This is a genomic window from Sutcliffiella sp. FSL R7-0096 (assembly GCF_038595065.1).
Taxonomy (GTDB): domain Bacteria; phylum Bacillota; class Bacilli; order Bacillales; family Bacillaceae_I; genus Sutcliffiella_A.
This window is the reverse complement of the sequence record NZ_CP152003.1, coordinates 1054259-1072989: the sequence shown is the minus strand read 5'-3', so window position 1 is coordinate 1072989 and position 18731 is coordinate 1054259. Positions and strand designations below refer to the sequence as shown.

Below are 18731 nucleotides of genomic sequence, written 5' to 3'. Positions count from 1 at the left end.
GTTGGGGGATAAGTTTCACTTTGGGATTTGTCGTAACTTTAGAGGATCTGTCGAACGGCTCGTATTTTTTATTAACGGAAAATAAATCAGGCGGTACGGCTCGTATTTTTCCCTAACGGAAAATAAAAGTGGCTTAACGGAAAATAAATCCCCTACCAAGCCCATTTCGAGATCTGAAACTCCCCTGGCAGCTCCACATTCAGCCATAAATGCAAATAACGCTAACCTCCCCAAGAGATCAGCGTTTCAAAATCTAGTATTTCTTCCTTCTCATCCACTGCGTTGCCGCCCATTTATCCCCGATGACAACCGGCGATCCACCATGTAAGGTCAACTCATTCAATTCCTGGTCATCATAGAAGTATTCGAAATACACGGCCATTCCTTTTTGCGGCGAAACGGATAATTTCAGCTTAGGAAAATATGTTTCCCCGCCTTCTTCCACATCATTTAAATACATGACAAGTGTGCTTATACGCGGATTACTTACCGGCTTGTTTGAGGACTTAAAGAAATCAAAGTGTGCCTTGTATTCCTGGCCAACCTGATAGTTCAGGATTTGCAATCCTTCCCCATGTTCCACCGGCACATTCATAATCTGCGAAACTCTTTTTTCTATTTTTGACACAAGCTCATTTTCGCCTTCCTGGAAGAAAGTACTGCTGCTTGTCCTGATGGCATCTACTTGCATTCCATTTGCAACTTTTGAACGCTTCATTTTATCCTTGGATAATTGAATCAGCTCTTCACATTCTTCATCGCTAAGTACATTTGAAAGCACAACGACAAGTGGCTCTTCCATACGTGCAATGATAGCTATCTCTCTATCTTCTGTTTTTATTTTATTACCAACATGGGGGAAAATAGTCTGTTCCTTAACCGTTACGTTCTTTGTATTCTTTGCCAACTAACATCAACCTCTTCTTTAGTGTTATTAATATTCTGAAAATTTAATCCGGAATCTATAAAATGATAGTCAACAGTATTCTATTGTCTGTCTTCTTCCCCCTGTTGCCATTAAATTAAATCTAATTGATTTGAGATAATTTTACACTGAGGAGGAATTTAATTCTATCTTTTTTTATTTCCAGCCACCAACATATATTCGCTTTTTAACATCCCCATATGCACAATATCATGCCACCTGCCATTTCTATATAACGCTTCACGCGAGACTCCCTCTTTTTCAAATCCAAGCTTTGTATAAAGGTGGATCGCCTTTTCATTATGAGAAAATACCCTTAGGCTCACCCGGTGAAGGTTCAGTTCCATAAATGCATATTCTAGTATGAGCGTTAGTGCTTCAGATCCATAACCCTTTCCCCAGGATTCCTTCTGTCCTATATCAATAATGCACTCTGCATTTCTATTCTTTCTATCAATATTTATCAGGGATGTAACCCCAATAGAAGTGTTTTTTTCCATTTCTACGATCATGTAACTTTTGGCAGAAGTCGAAGGAAGGATGACATTCTCTACAAAACTCTTAGTTTCTTCAAACGTGTATACGTCTAGGGATGGACTTGTCGTCATCATAACATCCATGTCATTTCTCCAAGTATGATAAAGCTCGATGTCCATACTTTCCATCTTTCGCAAACGTAATCTATCTGACTTCAACATTAGTAAATCCTCCATTTACTCCATAATCAACACATAATAAGGCTCTTCTTGACTCGTATCGTCAAACCATTTCAGGCCTTTACATTCAAACCCGATTTTCTCTAGTATTTTCAGTGAGCCCTTGTTAGCTGGATCTGCGGAAGCAAACACACATCTTACAGCATTATTTGCTTTTGCAATTTCCACACATGCCCTAGCCGCTTCGGTAGCATATCCCTTTCCCCAAAAGCTTTTGGCAAAATGGTAAATCAGCTCCACTTTTTCAAGCTTTTCTTCCACATTGAAGCCTGCAGTTCCAATGACAATACCAGAGGCCTTCTCCACAACCGCATACACCGATAATCCTTTTTTATCCTGACACCTTGCGTAGTATTCTATTGTTTTCGGTAACTTTTCGTGAGGAGTGGCCCCTGTACAAAGTTCCATTACCTCCTCATCTCCCCAAATTCTTTCAAGGGCTCTTGTATCAATTGTTTCTAATACCCTTAAGGTTAAACGTTCTGTTTGAAAGACATTCATAAACTCACCTTCTTTCACTATTGAAACCCTACAAGAAGACTCCCCTTTCAACTCCGTACCCACAACTTGGTATAGTCCAAGTGTCCAAAAGAATGGGATTCTACATCCTCTATGATCGGGTCAAGCGCACGTGTCACCACTGGGTGGTAGAGAAAAATAAGTGCTATTTCTTGTTGTAAATATTGCTCCATTTCTTCCATCAAGTAGGATCGATGTTCTTTCTCCTCAGCCATTTCGAATGCATTCAATCCCGAATCAATATATTGTTCTACTTCTTTATTAAACAATCGATTGAACAGGAGCGCTTTGTTACGGAAGGCATAGGAAAAAGCTAAATGTTTATCAAAGGAAAGGGATAGACCCATGATTAAAAGATCGAGATCATGCTCCTTCTCCGTTTCTGTAAATTCCTTAAAAGAGATTGGACATAGCATAAACGAGATGCCGTAATTCTTCGCCTCTTTTTCTAACCACTTGGCTTCCACTACGGCATGGTAGTTTTCAAAATGATACAGATGGAGCGTCTCTCCCTTGTATCCCGATTCAGCTAGTAGACTAGAGATTCTGCTCGGATCCTTATCGTGTGGCCAGGCTTTCTCTATTTCAAAGCTTCTAGCCTCCAGTACTTCCCATCCAAGCTCTTTTGCCATCTTCTTCACATCAAATAGATGATAGATTGCTTCCCGGAAGGAATGATGCTGGATGATACTTTGCCTCTTTAAATTAAACGATAGTAACCTAAGACCCGCATCCTTAATCTTATGCTTACTAGGGATGACCTCTCCCACTTCTGCTTCACTGGATAGGTAAACGGTTTTCGCAGCGTCCTTCGTCACTCTGTAGAAGTGAATTTCATCTATCAGTGGTCGGACTTTAAAATAGGCATCATTCGCCTCTAATACGAGTTTGTTTTTTGTCCTCTCTTTTAGACGGAATGGACCTGTTCCAATCCATTTGTATTCATCAAATTCTATATCTGCCGGCAGAATGCAAAAATGGATGGCGGAGAGATAGCGTAAAAAGAATGGGTTGGGATGCCCGAGGTGAATTTCTACCTTGTGAGGATCGGAACAGACAATCTTCGTGATGTTTCTAGCGAGCCATGAGTAGGAGTGGTGGCTATTTTTCATTCGGTTGATTGTATAGGCCACATCCCTGCTCGTTACATTGCCCCCTTGATGGAAATACACACTTTTTCGTAAATAAAAGGTCCATATCCTTTTCTCCTCGTCCGCATGAAAATGATGGGCTATATGTGGATCGAAACAGTCTTTTTCACTGTTATAACGGACAAGTGTATCTCCTAAATATTCAATGAGATGAGTTTCCAATGAGACAGATACCCGTAAAGGATCGAGCGTGGTGATGTCCCTTGCTCTAAACGTATGTAAGATATCCTTCGATTCCAATTCATCCCGCTTTAATCCAAGCAATTTGCGAATTTCAGAAGAGGAATTCACCAACCACTGCGAAGGGATTGGAAGGCGGAGGATCTCAGCGATTTTATCCAGTTCGCCGGCTTCAGCACATTCCTCCATATACCATTTAACCTCATTCTGAAAGGTGGAATTATACTGAATTTGTGAAATATTCCCCCTTCCTCGTCCTGGTTTATAAAGGAGAAGCCCCTCGAACTCAAGTTTCTTAAGAATGCGCTTTGCATTCTTTCGTGAACAGAACCAAATCGCTTCTAAGTCTTCAAGTTTCATCTCATAAGGCGTATTTTTCTCAAAGTGTTTCCATTCGGCCCTAAGTTGAAAATAACGATCTTTCATTTGATTACACCTCATCTATAAAAGGGGACATTATTCCTCTAATTTTACCCTTTTTCTCTCTTTTAAGAAAGTTGATAATTAAGATAACTCAGAATAAGAGGTGAAGCCCGTGTTCAAACACACTATCTGGCGTGAGCAAAATGCCATTCTTTACTTTTCAGGTACTGCTTTATCAAAGCTTGGGGATAAGTTCTATATCATTGCCATCCCTTGGTTGATTTATGAACTGACTCAGTCTGCAGCAAGCATGGGTGTCATGTTCTTTGTACAAACACTCCCCTTTATTTTCGTTTCTCCGATCGCGGGAGTGCTTGCAGATCGATTCCCTAGAAGAATGCTTATGTTTTTCAGCGCGCTTCTGCAAGGTTTACTTGTAGGAATCATTCCACTGATACACATGCTGGGTGTGTTGCAAATATGGCATATTTACATCCTCGGCTTTCTTATTGCATGCGTGGGTGCAATATTCTCAGTAGTGAATTCGACGGTGGTCCCGCAGCTTTTCAAGAAAGAAAAACTGATGAAGGTCAATACCACCCATCAATTTATCGATACAACTTCTGTTCTTTTTGGTAGTATGCTTGCTGGTATCTTAATCTCTCAAATCGGGGTCTTCCATGTTTTGCTGTTGGATGCCGTTTCATTTTTACCGATTGCCCTGTCGATTCTTTTTCTAAAGTTCCTTGTCAAAGAAGTACCATCCAAAAGGAAAACTAATTCTTGGGACCAACTGAAGGCTGGTGCCAGCTTCCTTAAGAATCACACTATCCTGGGCCCCTTTACATTGCTTGTACTTATGGTAAATGTGTCGAATGGAGCATTGATTAGCATGCTAATCTACTTTTCTCGGGAAAAATTATTCCTATCCTCTGAGGAGATTGGCTGGGTATACGCTGGTGCCGCCATTGCACAGGTAGCAGCCATCGCTTTTGTAAACTATCGCGGTGATAAAGGCAATCCCATCCGATTGATGCTGCTCAATATAATGATTAGTGCAGTTGGCATCATGACCGTCGCATTAAGTTGGAACTGGCAAACACTATTGCTTGCCATCGCCATCCAGAGTGCCCCTGTCATCATGTTCAATGTACTCTTTAAAACTATGCGCCAAAAACTAGTGCCTGTCTCAATTTTCGGCAGAGTGAATGGACTGATTTCCATGCTTGGCCTCGGCACATTACCACTAGCGGGATTTTTAACAGGAATGTTGGCGGAGGTTTTGGATATCCGTGTGATATTTTTGGTGCTGGGTTTATGTTCGTTGTTAGTTACTTGGAGCTTTAGCTGGTTGTCTAAGTTGAATACGGACGTCGAAGAGGCGGGGATGGATTCAGCCTAGAATAGTAGTAAATATTACATTCCAGCATCTTAATTGTTATCCCAATGTAACTCCTATAAAACCTCGCTGTCATCTCCGCCTGTTAGTATGGAACAGGTCAGATTACATAGATAAGGGGATGATTGTTTGAAACGATTAACAGCAGGATTAGCAATGGCCGGTGTATTGGCGTTCAATCCGGTAATAGGTCATGCGGAACTGGGAGATCAGACGCTCGAACCTGGAATGTATCATGAGGATGTAAAAGAACTACAAGAAATCTTAAGCCAAAAAGGATATTTTGGCTATAGCGAAACAACTACATATTATGGAGAATATACAACAGATGCCGTGAAAAAGTTCCAGGCTGATAATGGAATTAAAGAAAATGGAATCGCTGGAGAGGAAACATTTGAAGCATTAGGCATTGAAAGTAACGAATCAAACATCGTCGAAGTGGCGAAGAAATATGAAGGTACACCTTATCAATGGGGTGGGGAAACACCAGAAGAAGGCTTTGACTGCAGCGGTTACTTAAACTATATTTTTGAGGAAGCAGAAAACAAAGACCTTCCTCGAACGGTTAAAGATATATATGCAGAAGGAACAAAAGTAGACTCTCCAGCTGTCGGGGACATCGTGTTCTTTGATGTGGAAGGAAACGGCCCGAGCCATGCCGGTTTATACATTGGTAATGGGGAGTTCATTCACGCATCATCAACGGAAGGCGTGACAATAAGTGTGATTGGAAACTCCTACTGGAAGGACAAATATATCGGTGCCAAGCGTTACTAATTGATTTAAACACACGAGGTTGCTATCTCGTGTGTTTTTTGGTATTTTGCAGATCCTTCAGCATTAGCTTTACTTGACCAAATAAACCACCAATTCCTCATACCATATTCCGTCTTGTTCATAATGGTTAAGAAAAAAAGCATCAAAAGTATAGGCGTCATCTTCGAAATGAATGCTGTTGGATTTTTCAATCGCCATCATCAATCCGCTCAAATCAGATGTGTGAGTTTCATAGATTAACTCACCGTCGCAGTAATATTTGACATCCATGTAACCACCCCATTTTTCTTTATTTTCTCACTTCTTAACATCCACCAACTCAAACCGCTCACAAACTAAAAGCATTTCCTCGGAATATTCCTCACCAATCTTTGGCAACTCCTCTGTAAAGAACTCTACATGAACATCCCACCAATATTGGTATGTACGATCTCCTTCTCCTTCTGATATCGCAAATTCTTCTGGTACTTCGTTCATCGGCATGATCTGGACATCCACCGTTTTGATGATGGCAACAGGTTCGTCTTTACTGTTTAAGACGATGCTATAATCCTCTGTCGAGGGAAGTGGTTCATTTTCTACTTCATAAAAGGCATAACCAGAACATGTCGCTTTTTTCACTCCATCTATCACTAATTGTGCAAGATAGTCCGGATTACCTCCGAACTGCCATGCAGTCACTCTTTCTGGCTTTTCTTGCTCTTTCCAATAACTATTCCAGTAATTTAAAGATGCTTGATTCATCATTATTCTCCTCCATTAATATGGATTTCTGTATCGCTCTCAATCATCATCATTAACCTATTCGAATCCTCTGTTGCGACATTTTCAGAAAGTCTCGCTGCCGCAATGATTGGTGCCCATACAAGTATTTCATTTCTACTCCGACCACTTTTCTCGCAATATAACTCGAGATACAATTCCGCTATATCTACTGAAACTTGGGAATATAATATGTATGTACGGCATACGTCTGCCCGTGGATCACCTGCGCTGGCATCAACCCAATCAATGATGAACACCTGATCACCTGACTTTATCAAGTTATAAAGATGAAAATCTCCATGACAAAGGCTGTTTTCAACGTTCATCGATGCCAATTTTTTTAATAACGAGCCCTTAATCTTCTCATCCAAACCTTTAACAGATTCTATTTGCCGTTGGAGTTTTTCATACATAGGTTCCAATGCCTCCACACGGACATTATGAATCTCCATTTGTATATCAACGGACTTCTCTAGATAATACTCCATTTGGTCCATGTTCTTTATCAAAAGTTCACCTAGTGTGTCCCCCTTCACGTATTCCATAATGATTGCCTGTTTTCCATTTATTTTTCTGACATCGATTATGTTGGGAACATGAAGGCCACTTCCATAAGCAACCATTTGTTTACGTGCTTCATATTCAGGTTCGGTATCTGGTAGGTGATCCTTAAAGATCTTGATGATTTTATTTTCATAAAGATAGATATTGGCAGTGTTTCCAGATGCAATTGGCTCCCCTAAGTTCATTGCACACTCTCCCTTCTAAAAGTACTCATAAAGGTTAATGAAATAGTCATAATCCCCTTTAGTCAGAATGCTGCTTCCATACCCTTCAAAAAAGCATAACTTATCGGATTCCCACTCAAATACGTTTGGTTTTGGCCTAATTGCCAAAGAAACATCGTACCTTGGATCGCCAAGAGCTCCGCCACTCCAGTCAATGATTCCTATGACTACCCCGTTATGTACTAATACATTATCTACCGTCAAGTCGCCATGGATAAGGGTTTGTTTCCTTTTAGCAGGTCTGTTTTCCTTGATTTGTTCCAACAAGTGTTCCGAACCATCCACCTCGTAGTTTCGAAGATTGTATGCTGCTTGATCGAGCATATCATCCAACCAAATTTTCTCGTTCTTTAAGGCTTCCGGACACGAGGTAGCATGGATATCAAATACGACTTTGCCGAAGTTTATTAACAACTCTTCCCGCTTCCCTCTATTATAGGTTTTGGTTAACGCAGCCCTGACCGTTTCCCCTTCCAGATACTCAAGCAACGCCCAAGATTGTCCATCAACCTCCACAAATTTTTCCACTTTGGGAACAGGCAATAAGGTTTCCTGATTCAAGCTTCTTAATACCATTATCTCTTTCTTTAGCCACGCGTTGAATTGTAGTGTCTTAGTTCGTTTTAGAGCATATCGCCCGTTGTCACTTTGAATGATACCTACATCAGAAGTACATCCTTGGCGGGGGAAGCTGATGGAATGGATGTTTCTTACATGATCTTTTATTTCCGTAGGTATTTCTACAAGTTGAATTGGTTTCATATGGATCACTCCAGTTAATTGAACTCTATATAAAACGGAATCATTTCTTCCTTTAAACAATATTCAATCCGCTCTCTAAAATTCTTAAAAGTCACCATTTCCAAAGCCTGCTCTACAGGGTAAAAACCAACTTCCAAACTCTCCGGTGAAGTAGTCGGAGTCCCACCAACCGCTCTAGCCAAGAATAGAGTGTTACATATGGAGCCACTGACATTTTGAAAGACCCCACAGAATTTCACGATTTCCACATCGATTCCCGACTCCTCCTTCGTTTCCCTAATGGCAGCATCCTTTAATGATTCCCCCTCTTCCACTTGACCTCCAGGCATCTCCCATCCACGGTGTGGACCCTTAATTAAAAGGACTTCATTCTTGTCATTCAAAACAACCGTTGCTGCTGAAATAATGTGTTTCGGTGTCACTTTTTCAGTTTGTACCATCATCCATTCCCCCTGTTATACCTGTATTGAATCAATTGACTTTCTTTTCCCATGTATTCTTCATTTCCAATTCTACTAATCTCGGTGAATCCTAGATTCCCCAACATCTTTCTAGAGCGAGCGTTGACCTCATGCGTTTCCGCCTCAAATACTTGTGTGCCAAACTTTTCGATTCCAAGATTCATTAATAGCTTCAGCGTTTCCGTACCGACTCCAAGTCCCCATAACCTGCTTTCCCCTATTGCGATGCCAAGCTCAGCGCTAATGCCATTGATGTTTGCCAAATCTGCATACCCGATTAATCTTGATTCATATTGGATTCCCATTCTTAAGAAGTCCGGGGACTGTCTTTTTACACAATTAATCCACCAAACATACAGCTCATCCTCGCTTCTCCCGGTTTCCCACCCATTCGCAAGGCAAAAAGCTTTATCCTTGTTCCACCTCATGACTGAATCAAAATCTTGAACTTGAAGTGCTCTAAGTTTAATAAAGGGATTGCCGAGATGATTCACTGGTTTCTCACACCCTCTTGCTGGTTTTCTCGATATATCTAAGAATTTCATGATATATGCTGATTTTTCCTGATATATTCTCAAATTTCCGGATATATCTTCATATTTCCGGATATATCTTCATATATCCGGATATATTCTCAATTTTCCGGATATATTCATAGATTTCCTGATATATCAATCTCTCGCTGAAACTTCTTCTGTCCCATCTTCGTGATTAGGTAATATCCCCTATTTTAACTGGCTAATTTACACCAATCACACTATATTTCCCTAGAAATCCATTCAAAACTAGGTTAAAGACTTCTGGTTGCTCGGAATGGACAAGATGTCCTGCAAATGGAATGATTGATATGTGGATATGCTGACTTAACCCTCCGTAAAAGATGGCCCCACGCGTTTCATGAGTGTTTTTCTCCCCCACCATGAACAAAGTTGGCAATTCTACCCCTTCTAAATCGGCGGTTTCTTCAAATGGATAGGAATCTTCTTGACTTGCTAGTTTGATGAAATCTTCCCAACCCTTGCCATGAAGTTGGTCAAAGTATGCTCTGATTTGTTCATTCTCTAAAAGCGCATTTTGTTGTTCGACCATATTTTGATGTATTTCCCTCCAATTATCTGGTTTCTCCGGCATCATCCCAGATAGGGTTAAGGTTTTCACTTTTTCAGGAAATCTTTTCGCCAAGAATAACGCAACCAATGCACCAATGGAACAGCCAACTATATGAGCACATCCTACTCCTAAATGGTCAAGCGTTTCTTTTAAGTCAATTGCACTCTCCTCATAATAGTTCGAGAGATCTCGGGAGGTGGATTTTCCATGCCCCCTCAAGTCCGGCAAAATCACCTTATATCGAGTTTGAAAATACTCCCGCTGATCTTCAAAATCGGTCATCCCTGTTTGCAATCCTGTATGTAAAAAGACGATTGGTTCTCCATCTCCCCAAATTTCTGTATGTAATAACATCTATCCTCCAACACCTTTCTGAAATTAATGAAATGTATCCAATACTAGCCTTTCACCTCTCCCACAACCGACTCACCCCAACCAGCACTTCCCCATCAAACGTCAACTTGTAAATATCCGGCATGTCCAAACCATTCCAAAAAGAGAAATCATATTGCTTGTCAAAGTGATTCATAATCAGCACCATTATGTTTCCATGTGTACCAATAGCGACATTTTTTCCTTCGTACTTGTCCAACAGGTGATGGATCAAGCCCACACCTCTAGTCTGTGCATCCTTATTGGATTCGCCGCCTTCCCAAGCGAAGTTTGGCTCCTCCCAGACTTTTGTGATGGCTGCTATGAAATCTTCAGCAGGCTTACCTGTCAACGTACGTTCTTTCAAATCTTCAAAAATCTCAATCTCCAGATTGTAGTGCCGCGCAACACCTTCCACTGTTTGAACAGCTCTTTTATAGGGACTGGAAACCACTACATCAACATTGTCAGGTCGGATCAAACCTAGTATTCTCTCAGCATCTTTGTAACCTTTTTCTGATAAAGGCCGCTCCCATTCATCAGGTGTGTATCTCGAATGAGCATGCCTAACGAAATACAGATTAGTCAACATATTTCCCCCTTCGTTAAACGGAAACTTCTTCTCTAAAATAGCTTGCTTTCGATGGTCTTATAATGATAATTAATAAAACAGATGCAAAAACGGTCGAAACACTAGAAAATATCAGGCAAACAAGTTGCAAAGAGAACACCTCAGCGGTAAAGCCAAGTAAAAGAGTAAGGGCGATTTGCACCATCCCTTGGAACATCTCTGCGATACTTGCGAATCTCCCCATGATATGGACTGGAACAGAGTTTTGAAAAAATGTCGCATATCCTGCATTGGCAAATGCCATGAAAAAGCCGAGGAATACAAATGAAGCCGTTGCAGTAAAAAAGTCGTAAGAGGCATAAAAGGCTACATATCCAACAGAGGTCAAAAGCATCCCTATTCCTAAATAAAATTTTAATGATACTTTTTTGGCCACCAAAGCAGAAACAAACGCACCGCCCAAAGCCCCGAGTCCCGTTAAACTTACGATTAGCCCATAGTCACGGTCGGACAAAGATAGGACTCGTTTGATAAATGTCACCTCTTGAGAATCCAGTGCAAACCCAATTAGCATGGCGGATTGAAACAGGAGATAGACAGTGATGAAAAATCTTGCTTTCTTGGAGAAATCTTTGACTACATTCCAGTCCCCCAATAGAGTTTGCAGGCGAATAGGTTCCCGCACATTTTCCGTTTTCTCATCCACATCCGGCAAAAGAAAAATGAAGAAAGCACACATTAAAAACGTTACTGCGTTGATCAAAATACATACATCTGTACTAACATACATGATGAGAAACCCGGCAATGGCCGGTCCCAAAAGAAAAGCACCTGAGCTTGTCATGCTTAATAATGAGTTAAATCTTTTACGTTCGTTGACCGGAATAAGTTTCGTTATGTACACAGAAGAACTCGGTCCGAAAAATGCCCCAACCATATTGATAACTAGCAAAAGAAAGTAGATAACCCAAAGAGAATCAATGAATGGAATGAGAAACACCAATCCCCCACGGGCAACATCCACCCAAATCATCAGCTTCCTTTTGTTCACCCTATCTATGACACTGCCAGCCCATGTATTGGTCAACAAAATGGCGATCGGCCTGATGATGTATAATCCCGCAACGGCCGCTGCAGAACCTGTCATATTTAGTATGGATATATTTAATGCAATTAAGTAAATCCAGCTCCCCAAATAAGAGATGCCTATTCCGGCAATCAGTAGAAAGGGATATTTCCAAGAAGTCATGCTACCACCCTTATCCAAAAAATCACTCAAAAGAAAAGCACCGGAGATCCCCCGATGCATATGTCTCTCGTTTTACATTTATTACTATATCATATTATTCTGAAAAATTTACTGGTACTTTTTCAATTAACCACCTACACTGGCAAAAGAAAAAAATATGAACAAATAAATGGTGATTAAACTGAGGAACAACACAGCAAGCCCCATAAATCCGGCCATCGCATATTTCCTGGTGCCCCGGTCAAGGAACATCCCTACTCCAAATGCCAATATGGCGGTAAACATCGGATATCGCCACGGAATGCCGAGAATATAATAAACACCTTCCATTTTGGAGGAGAATTCACCAACGAACTCAAGAATAAAAAGAGCTAATAAGATAAAACCAATACCCACTGAAACCTTACTAATGTTGGTTAGAGTATTTTTCATATGGTCCCCTTTTTCGTTAATCATCCAACGGCAACTTTGACCTCGCTCCGTATCTCTAGCTACCTTTTCACCCACTACATTTCCCCAATAAACTCCACATAGTGAAAAATACCAACCTTTCGGACAAGGTAATTTCTCAACTCCCCCTGTGTCGCTTTTTCAATAGGCGGTTTGGTCAGGGTGTATGCTTTTCCATTCAATTCTTCAAATTTCTCCTTGTCCACCCGGTTATGATATTCATCATCGACAATATCCGTAGTCACCGCGATTATTGGGTAACCGCTGAAAAAGACGTAAGTTCTTAGAGCAGAGTGTGGAGTGGAGTGTAGCAATAAAACGATGCCAATTAGAGAGATTAGTATAATTAGATTCTTTTTCATAAATGCCTCCCATTAAGATCTTTCTAGATGATTTAGAATCTGTGGATATTAGCTCACAGATCTTTAATCATGTTGTCCTTACTTATTATTATTTTTATTGGAGTTTGATTTCCGCTCATTGCCTCTTTTGAAATTCCCCGTAACTTTTGCCATTATCAATTGCTTGGCTTTATCATCTTCGGCAGCTTCCATCCGCTCTAGGAATTTATCAGCTTCTTTTCCTTTGAGAATTTTCACTTGTCGATTTTCATAATCCAGGAAAACAGAGTTGTTCTTGGAAATGCGGTAGCTGAAAGGTGATTCATCCAGCCGGTTTCTTTTATCGATATTTTTCATTGTGCACCCTTTCTTTCTCGGACAACTCACGCAAATGTCCGAAGCACCTTTAAAATCATTTTTTAATTATCCAAAGCTGATAGGAAAGTATCCAAACGAATTTTCTGAGTAATTCGGATTCTACGGCCGCTAAAATGGAGCAATCCATCTACTACCTTAAAGGTTCTCCCCGGTCACTTTCTTGTACACCCCAGCACCTACCATCCCGACTCCTATCACGAACAAGGCCGGAACCATCAACCACATGACTGCCACTGCAGCAAAACCATCCCCTACACTTACTCCAACAAGCATCGCAACAATCCAGCTGAAGAACGGAGCAATGGAAAGCATCGTGATAAGTCCCCAGATGATCAGCACCTTATCCTGATACTTGCGGCTTAGAAAGACCCCCAAACCAATGGACAACACCAACACAATAATCGCTAAAGGCATACTGCCATCTACTCCCCTACATTTATAATAATCTTGCCGGTGTTCCTTCTTTGTTCCATTAATGTGTGGGCATCTGCAACATCGCTCAAAGAAAATTCGTGCCCCACTTTAATCTTCAATTGCTCATTGACCAATAATGGGATAACTTCTGAAGCCGTTTCTTTCAAGAGGTGTGGGCGGAGTTTACGTGTTGTACCTAGACTGAAACCCAATACAGATCGGCAACTTGAATGAAGGTCCACCGTTTTTACTTTTCCAACTTCTCCGCTAGAATTTCCAAAATGGACTAATCTCCCGTATGGAGCCAAACAGTTCAAGCTGTTTTCTGTCACCACACCTGAAACTGAATCGAGAATGATATCTATTCCTTTGCCACCTGTCAGCTCATTTGCCTTACTCGCAAAGTCTTCTTCTTCATAACATATGACAAAATCAGCTCCACTTTCCTTTGCCACTTGTACTTTCTCTCTTCTTCCTACTGTGCCGATCACCAGACCCGCTCCCATTATTTTCGCCAGTTGAATGGCGGTTGTTCCTACTCCACCGGCTGCGGCATGTACCAAGACCGACTCTCCTTCTAAAATTCGTGCTACATTATGGAGCAGTCGATGTGCCAGAAAAGAAACAACTGGAGCAGCAGCTGCCATTCTGAAGTCGAGTTCTTCAGGTATTGGGAAAACTAGTGCCTCTTCTGCCACCACATATTCTGCATAGGATCCGTCTTTCGGGAAAGAGATAACCCTCTGCCCCTTTACCAATCCGGTGACACCTGATCCAACTTTTTCTATGTAACCTGTAGCATCCAACCCTGGAATAAATGGTAATGTCGGACCTTTCTTCCCGTATCTAGATTTAATGTCTGCGTAGTTGACGCTTGTCTTTGCAACTTTTATCAATACTTCATTATCATTTATACTAGGAATGGCTATTTCTTGTACCTTAAGAAACTCCGTTCCACCAAACCCTGTAACCATTAAAGCTTTCATTAAGCCCCTTCCTTCCTATCACACGTTCTCTATGAAAAAATTTTCAACCTATATAAATTCCATATAGTGGGTTATTTTTCCTTCTTTGCACTTTAGATTTATCTATTCTTTCGCTCATCGCTTTTTCCAATGTTCTCTAGTAGTATAGTAAGTAGATAAGAAAATAAGAGGATGAAGGGGTGATCACTTGAAAAGCAGAATGAATAGTCTTTTTAATGAGCAAAGGAATATCCATGTCCTATATTCCTACGAAGGAAGGGAGCATTACATGGAGAAACTAGTAGACTTTGTCCAATCAGGCGTATCAGCAGGAGACTATGTAATTGTAATTGAAAATCAGAGGGTTTATCCAATGCTAGTACAAAAGCTGAGCACTCGTTTATCAGAAGAACAAATGAAGTTAGTAAAATGGGTGAATAATTTTGATTTCTATTTTTCTAGTGGAAGCTACCATCCCCCTGCGATATATAATTACTTTGTAAAAACTGTTCAGAAGTTAGTAGAAGAGCAACTACCATTTCGCTCATGGGCACATGTAGAGTGGGCAACAATGGACGGTCCATTGCATATCGTTGAGGATCTTGAGCGTATCGTCGATAATGCGGTTCATCAGTTTGATTTCCCTTTGGTTTGTGCTTATGAAGGAGCAAAAATGCCGGATTACCTTAGAGAAATTTTATTAGAAACACATCCTTATATACTTGTGGAAGAAGAATTGGTTGTATCAGAACTATATCAACCTACAATTGAAGTATAAAAAAGTGGCTTATTATTTTTGATAAGCCACTCATACTGTTGACAAACTTTAAAGTAGTTAGGTTATTTGTTGGAAGAGTTGATCTTCGTTGCAGGAGCTTCGCTTTCCGCGGGCAGTCCGGAAGCCTCCCGCAGGAGTCTTCGCTCCTTCCACTGCGATCAACTAGAGAATTTCATTATTTTAAGCTTTGTCTACAAACTGAAGGGCTTATCATTTTGATAAGCCCCCTTTTCTATCTTATTCCCACCACCAGTGTTGCGTTCCATATGGATACTCTACTCGGCTATCCATATGGGTAAAGCTACCTTCACTATAGATCCCACTAAAACCGGAGCTTTTCGCAGCATTTCGTACAGTAGTAGTACTTACACCGGAAACGCTGATGTCCGCAGCAATCCCATAAGTGTGCTGACTGTTTGATGCCCCACCAACATTGCGATTGTGAGAGATGCTTCTAAATCCGGAATTGACATTCATCGGGCGATTCCCCAGTTTTACACGTATCGCTTCAAGCTTGTACATCATTCGACGTACGTTCTCCTGCACGGTTGCTGCCGATACATTCCCTCCGTTGAACCCGCTTCCGTCTTTAGAATGAAATTCACTGTAACTGAAGTGTTTCGTTCCATTTGGTGATTCCAACTCGTTTAATTTTGCTTGTGTCTGTGGTCCAACTATCCCATCTGCCGATAATCCGTAAGCACGCTGAAAACGGATGACTGCCGCTTTCGTTCCTGGTCCGAATTGGCCGTCCACACTAACGACTGTCTGTTGAGGAGAATCAGCTGCCCAACCGGCCACCCGGATCTGCAATTCTCTTACATCCGCTCCACTAGAACCCTCACTAAGCGTCCTTGTCCAGTTATAAGCAGAGGCTTCTTCAGCCGTGACCAAGGACAATACCATCCCGAGCATCAAAGTAAAACTGAAAGCCAACATCTTCTGATACGCTTTTAACATCTTTACATCTCTCCCAACCACAATAGTTTTTTGAATGTCTTGTTCAAATCAAACTGCAGCCCCGACAACGATTGATTGCTAGAATAAGAGATTACTAGAATAGAAGTATGTATGATGCCCCCTTTACTGTTTTATGAAAAACTCCACTACGTTAATAGAGTAGAGGTTTCTAGTAATAAATATAAAGTATTCCCACTAGAAATAGTAAAAATATTCCTATAAGAATAAGAGAAATTTCTTGATGTATTAGGGGGAATATCGCTTCGCTTAGGGCATCAATAGTGCGCAGTGATTACCCTTAACCTCTTGTACCAGACACTCCTCTATCTCCCAACAAAAAAAGCCCAGTCAAGATGAAAGAGTCACCACTCCCTTTCTCTCAACTGGACTTTTTTCTCTCTACCTTTAGTGATGATTCCCATGGTCTCCATGATCCCCGCCATCATGAGCCTCTTCTTCCGCTTCACTTTCCAAGATAGCATCTATCTCTTCCTGACTCAGATCACCGACCACCAATTGCTTGGTTGGCATGACGTGCATGTCACGTGCGGTCACGTGGGATTGAACACGATATACTCCATTTACCTCAAAAGAATGCTTCACTTCGTAAACGCCATCCCCAACATGTTCTGCATCAAGAAGTTGACTGTTTTCTTTTCCTTTTTCCACATTCCAAATTTCAATTTGCACTTCCTGGGCGTCTTCCACTTTCTCCTCCCCTTGTGTGACAAGGGTCTTTACTACAACCTCTTCCGCTTCATCCACTTTTTCCGGGAATTGCATTTCCACCTGGACAATCTCTAAAGAAGTCTCCTCTTCAGGTGCACTTGTACATCCAACCAATAACAATAAAAATGGAACAACAGTTAGCATAATTTTCTTCATATCAAAAACAACACCTTTCTTACCCTAACCAGGCTTTAAAACGTTTTATTCTTACAAACACAAGTTTATCTAATAGCAATACCACGATAATGGAGATTCCCACCAACGGCATGATAAGACCAAGCAGCAACATGATAATGGTAACGGCCCTTTTTGTCTTGATATCGACATTTCGGCCTGGAGCACCTAAACTATTTTCCGGCTTTCTTTTTCTCCACATAATTAGGGAGCTTACCATCATACCGATAAGGCCCACACACAACACTAGCCCCAGTAACTGGTTGGCTAAGCCGAATAATTTACCCTCATGCAGGGCGATGCCAAGCGTAATTGCTTTTCCCATTATCCCATAATCCGCATATCTGACATCTGTCAGGATGGCACCACTGTATTGGTCCACATGCAACGTTGCGTTATCAAACGGTCTGGAGTGGGAGGTAGCAATCGTGAACACTCCACTTTCCCCTTGTGGCATGGAAATGGTATATGGTTTTTGGATATTCTTCATATTTGCAATGCCTGATGCGTCATTTAGTGTCAAAGGCACATATTGATTGTTTACCGATGAAGGCACTGGAACATTTTCCGCTGCCCATGGCACATTCTCTGCAACATCTTTTGTCACCGTCACCGATTCAGGCTTTGGTCCAAAGCTGAAGGAGAATGCCGGATACCCGGTATTCGTCGCAGTTGCCACTCGGTTGATTTGTTCTCCCATCACACCGGACCATGGCAGTCCAGTCAAAATCAACACCAAAAGGCCAATGGACATCCAAAAAGCTGGAACAGCATGCATGTCACGCCAAAACACCCGTCCTTTGCTTCGTAATCTCGGAAGTACGGTTCCCCATATCGAAGCACGGTTCCTCGGCCACCAAATATAGAGGCCAGTTAATATAAGAATAATTGCCCAGCAAGCTGCAAGCTCCACAAAACGGTTGGCAACCGTCCCACCTACAATCAGTTCACTGTGTAACTTCTTAAAGATGGTCATCAATTCTTTTTCAACAGGCATTTCCCCCATAACTTTTCCGGAGTATGGGTCTACATAAACACTGACAGGGTTACCATCTTGCATGGTAGCAAACTTGGAAGTACGTTCTTCCTTATCAAAAATAGACACTGAAGTAATGGAAGCATTCGGATATTCTTCGCGCACCTTTTCTGCCTGTGCATTAACAGACAAACTTGTTTCCTTTGTTTCATCTACATAATAAAGATCCTTATAGATATAAGATTCAATTTGAGGCTTAAATAAGTACACGGCACCGCTGAATGCCAAAATTATTAAAAAAGGAGCAAAAATGATCCCAGCATAAAAGTGCCATCTCCACATGGTTTGGTAGAGGCCGTTTCTGGTTTGATTTTTCTCCTTTTCTTGTTTTGTTTTCTTTTCCATAAGCATACACCTTCAACTTTCCTTCGTATGCTTATATTCTGACAGGCAAATGT

At 41.2% G+C, this 18731-nt stretch carries 25 protein-coding genes; 3 read left to right on the top strand and 22 right to left on the bottom strand.

The genetic code is table 11. The annotated features are described in order from the left end of the window. Positions 1-15: 15 nt before the first annotated feature. The 5 genes from MKY77_RS05450 to MKY77_RS05430 all read right to left on the bottom strand — a co-directional run bounded on the left by MKY77_RS05450 (position 16) and on the right by MKY77_RS05430 (position 3917). Positions 16-234, bottom strand: coding sequence for a hypothetical protein (locus tag MKY77_RS05450; RefSeq protein ID WP_342515668.1), 219 nt, complete (start codon positions 232-234; stop codon positions 16-18). Positions 235-253: 19 nt separating this feature from the next. Continuing rightward, the gene (locus MKY77_RS05445; protein ID WP_339149267.1) at positions 254-907 is read right to left on the bottom strand and encodes a 2OG-Fe(II) oxygenase; all 654 of its coding nucleotides are present in this window, start codon (positions 905-907) and stop codon (positions 254-256) included. Between the two features lie 164 nt (positions 908-1071). Beyond that, positions 1072-1623: a GNAT family protein gene (locus MKY77_RS05440; RefSeq protein WP_339149266.1), complete on the bottom strand. Its 552-nt coding sequence runs from the start codon at positions 1621-1623 to the stop codon at positions 1072-1074. 15 nt (positions 1624-1638) lie between these two features. Then, complete coding sequence (locus MKY77_RS05435; protein WP_339149265.1) at positions 1639-2142, bottom strand: GNAT family N-acetyltransferase; 504 nt, start codon at positions 2140-2142, stop codon at positions 1639-1641. Positions 2143-2189: 47 nt separating this feature from the next. Beyond that, positions 2190-3917, bottom strand: coding sequence for an ABC transporter substrate-binding protein (locus MKY77_RS05430; RefSeq protein WP_339149264.1), 1728 nt, complete (start codon positions 3915-3917; stop codon positions 2190-2192). Positions 3918-4026: 109 nt separating this feature from the next. On the opposite strand from MKY77_RS05430, the gene MKY77_RS05425 reads away from it, so the two are divergent. Both MKY77_RS05425 and MKY77_RS05420 read left to right on the top strand, forming a co-directional pair. Further along, positions 4027-5256: an MFS transporter gene (locus MKY77_RS05425; RefSeq protein ID WP_339149263.1), complete on the top strand. Its 1230-nt coding sequence runs from the start codon at positions 4027-4029 to the stop codon at positions 5254-5256. A 126-nt stretch (positions 5257-5382) separates the two neighbouring features. Next, positions 5383-6030, top strand: coding sequence for an NlpC/P60 family protein (locus tag MKY77_RS05420; RefSeq protein WP_339149262.1), 648 nt, complete (start codon positions 5383-5385; stop codon positions 6028-6030). A 69-nt stretch (positions 6031-6099) separates the two neighbouring features. Here the strand turns inward: MKY77_RS05420 and MKY77_RS05415 are convergent, their stop codons facing one another. The 14 genes from MKY77_RS05415 to MKY77_RS05350 form a co-directional block, all read right to left on the bottom strand. Next, the gene (locus tag MKY77_RS05415; protein WP_339149261.1) at positions 6100-6300 is read right to left on the bottom strand and encodes a hypothetical protein; all 201 of its coding nucleotides are present in this window, start codon (positions 6298-6300) and stop codon (positions 6100-6102) included. 27 nt (positions 6301-6327) lie between these two features. Further along, entirely contained in the window at positions 6328-6774 is a 447-nt protein-coding gene (locus MKY77_RS05410) for an ASCH domain-containing protein (RefSeq protein ID WP_339149965.1), read from the bottom strand. 2 nt (positions 6775-6776) lie between these two features. Then, entirely contained in the window at positions 6777-7544 is a 768-nt protein-coding gene (locus tag MKY77_RS05405; protein ID WP_339149260.1) for an aminoglycoside phosphotransferase family protein, read from the bottom strand. 15 nt (positions 7545-7559) lie between these two features. Next, entirely contained in the window at positions 7560-8345 is a 786-nt protein-coding gene (locus MKY77_RS05400) for a phosphotransferase (RefSeq protein ID WP_339149259.1), read from the bottom strand. A gap of 14 nt (positions 8346-8359) precedes the next feature. Further along, the gene (locus MKY77_RS05395) at positions 8360-8785 is read right to left on the bottom strand and encodes an NUDIX domain-containing protein (protein WP_339149964.1); all 426 of its coding nucleotides are present in this window, start codon (positions 8783-8785) and stop codon (positions 8360-8362) included. Next, entirely contained in the window at positions 8785-9351 is a 567-nt protein-coding gene (locus MKY77_RS05390; protein ID WP_342515667.1) for a GNAT family N-acetyltransferase, read from the bottom strand. Before MKY77_RS05390 ends, MKY77_RS05395 begins: the two co-directional genes overlap by 1 nt. 193 nt (positions 9352-9544) lie before the next feature. Next, a complete protein-coding gene (locus tag MKY77_RS05385; protein WP_339149257.1) occupies positions 9545-10270 on the bottom strand; it encodes an alpha/beta hydrolase in 726 nt (241 codons plus the stop codon). A gap of 52 nt (positions 10271-10322) precedes the next feature. Then, positions 10323-10880 (bottom strand): histidine phosphatase family protein, encoded by a 558-nt coding sequence (locus MKY77_RS05380; protein ID WP_339149256.1) that lies wholly within the window; start codon positions 10878-10880, stop codon positions 10323-10325. A gap of 13 nt (positions 10881-10893) precedes the next feature. Beyond that, positions 10894-12108 (bottom strand): MFS transporter, encoded by a 1215-nt coding sequence (locus tag MKY77_RS05375; RefSeq protein WP_339149255.1) that lies wholly within the window; start codon positions 12106-12108, stop codon positions 10894-10896. A 126-nt stretch (positions 12109-12234) separates the two neighbouring features. Continuing rightward, entirely contained in the window at positions 12235-12615 is a 381-nt protein-coding gene (locus MKY77_RS05370; RefSeq protein WP_339149254.1) for a hypothetical protein, read from the bottom strand. Then, positions 12615-12920 (bottom strand): hypothetical protein, encoded by a 306-nt coding sequence (locus MKY77_RS05365; protein WP_339149253.1) that lies wholly within the window; start codon positions 12918-12920, stop codon positions 12615-12617. The genes MKY77_RS05370 and MKY77_RS05365 overlap by 1 nt, the downstream gene beginning before the upstream one ends. Before the next feature lie 78 nt (positions 12921-12998). After that, positions 12999-13256: a hypothetical protein gene (locus MKY77_RS05360; protein WP_339149252.1), complete on the bottom strand. Its 258-nt coding sequence runs from the start codon at positions 13254-13256 to the stop codon at positions 12999-13001. A gap of 156 nt (positions 13257-13412) precedes the next feature. Then, positions 13413-13691: a hypothetical protein gene (locus MKY77_RS05355; protein WP_339149251.1), complete on the bottom strand. Its 279-nt coding sequence runs from the start codon at positions 13689-13691 to the stop codon at positions 13413-13415. An 8-nt stretch (positions 13692-13699) separates the two neighbouring features. Continuing rightward, entirely contained in the window at positions 13700-14677 is a 978-nt protein-coding gene (locus tag MKY77_RS05350; protein ID WP_339149250.1) for an NADPH:quinone oxidoreductase family protein, read from the bottom strand. 199 nt (positions 14678-14876) lie between these two features. Here MKY77_RS05350 and MKY77_RS05345 point away from each other — a divergent pair, with 199 nt between their 5' ends. Beyond that, the gene (locus MKY77_RS05345; RefSeq protein WP_342515666.1) at positions 14877-15434 is read left to right on the top strand and encodes an MEDS domain-containing protein; all 558 of its coding nucleotides are present in this window, start codon (positions 14877-14879) and stop codon (positions 15432-15434) included. A 237-nt stretch (positions 15435-15671) separates the two neighbouring features. Here MKY77_RS05345 and MKY77_RS05340 read toward each other — a convergent pair whose 3' ends face one another. The 3 genes from MKY77_RS05340 to MKY77_RS05330 form a co-directional block, all read right to left on the bottom strand. After that, a complete protein-coding gene (locus MKY77_RS05340) occupies positions 15672-16394 on the bottom strand; it encodes a D-Ala-D-Ala carboxypeptidase family metallohydrolase (RefSeq protein ID WP_339149248.1) in 723 nt (240 codons plus the stop codon). 405 nt (positions 16395-16799) lie between these two features. After that, complete coding sequence (locus MKY77_RS05335) at positions 16800-17279, bottom strand: FixH family protein (protein ID WP_339149247.1); 480 nt, start codon at positions 17277-17279, stop codon at positions 16800-16802. Positions 17280-17298: 19 nt separating this feature from the next. After that, entirely contained in the window at positions 17299-18678 is a 1380-nt protein-coding gene (locus MKY77_RS05330) for a PepSY domain-containing protein (protein WP_339149246.1), read from the bottom strand. Positions 18679-18731 lie beyond the last annotated feature (53 nt).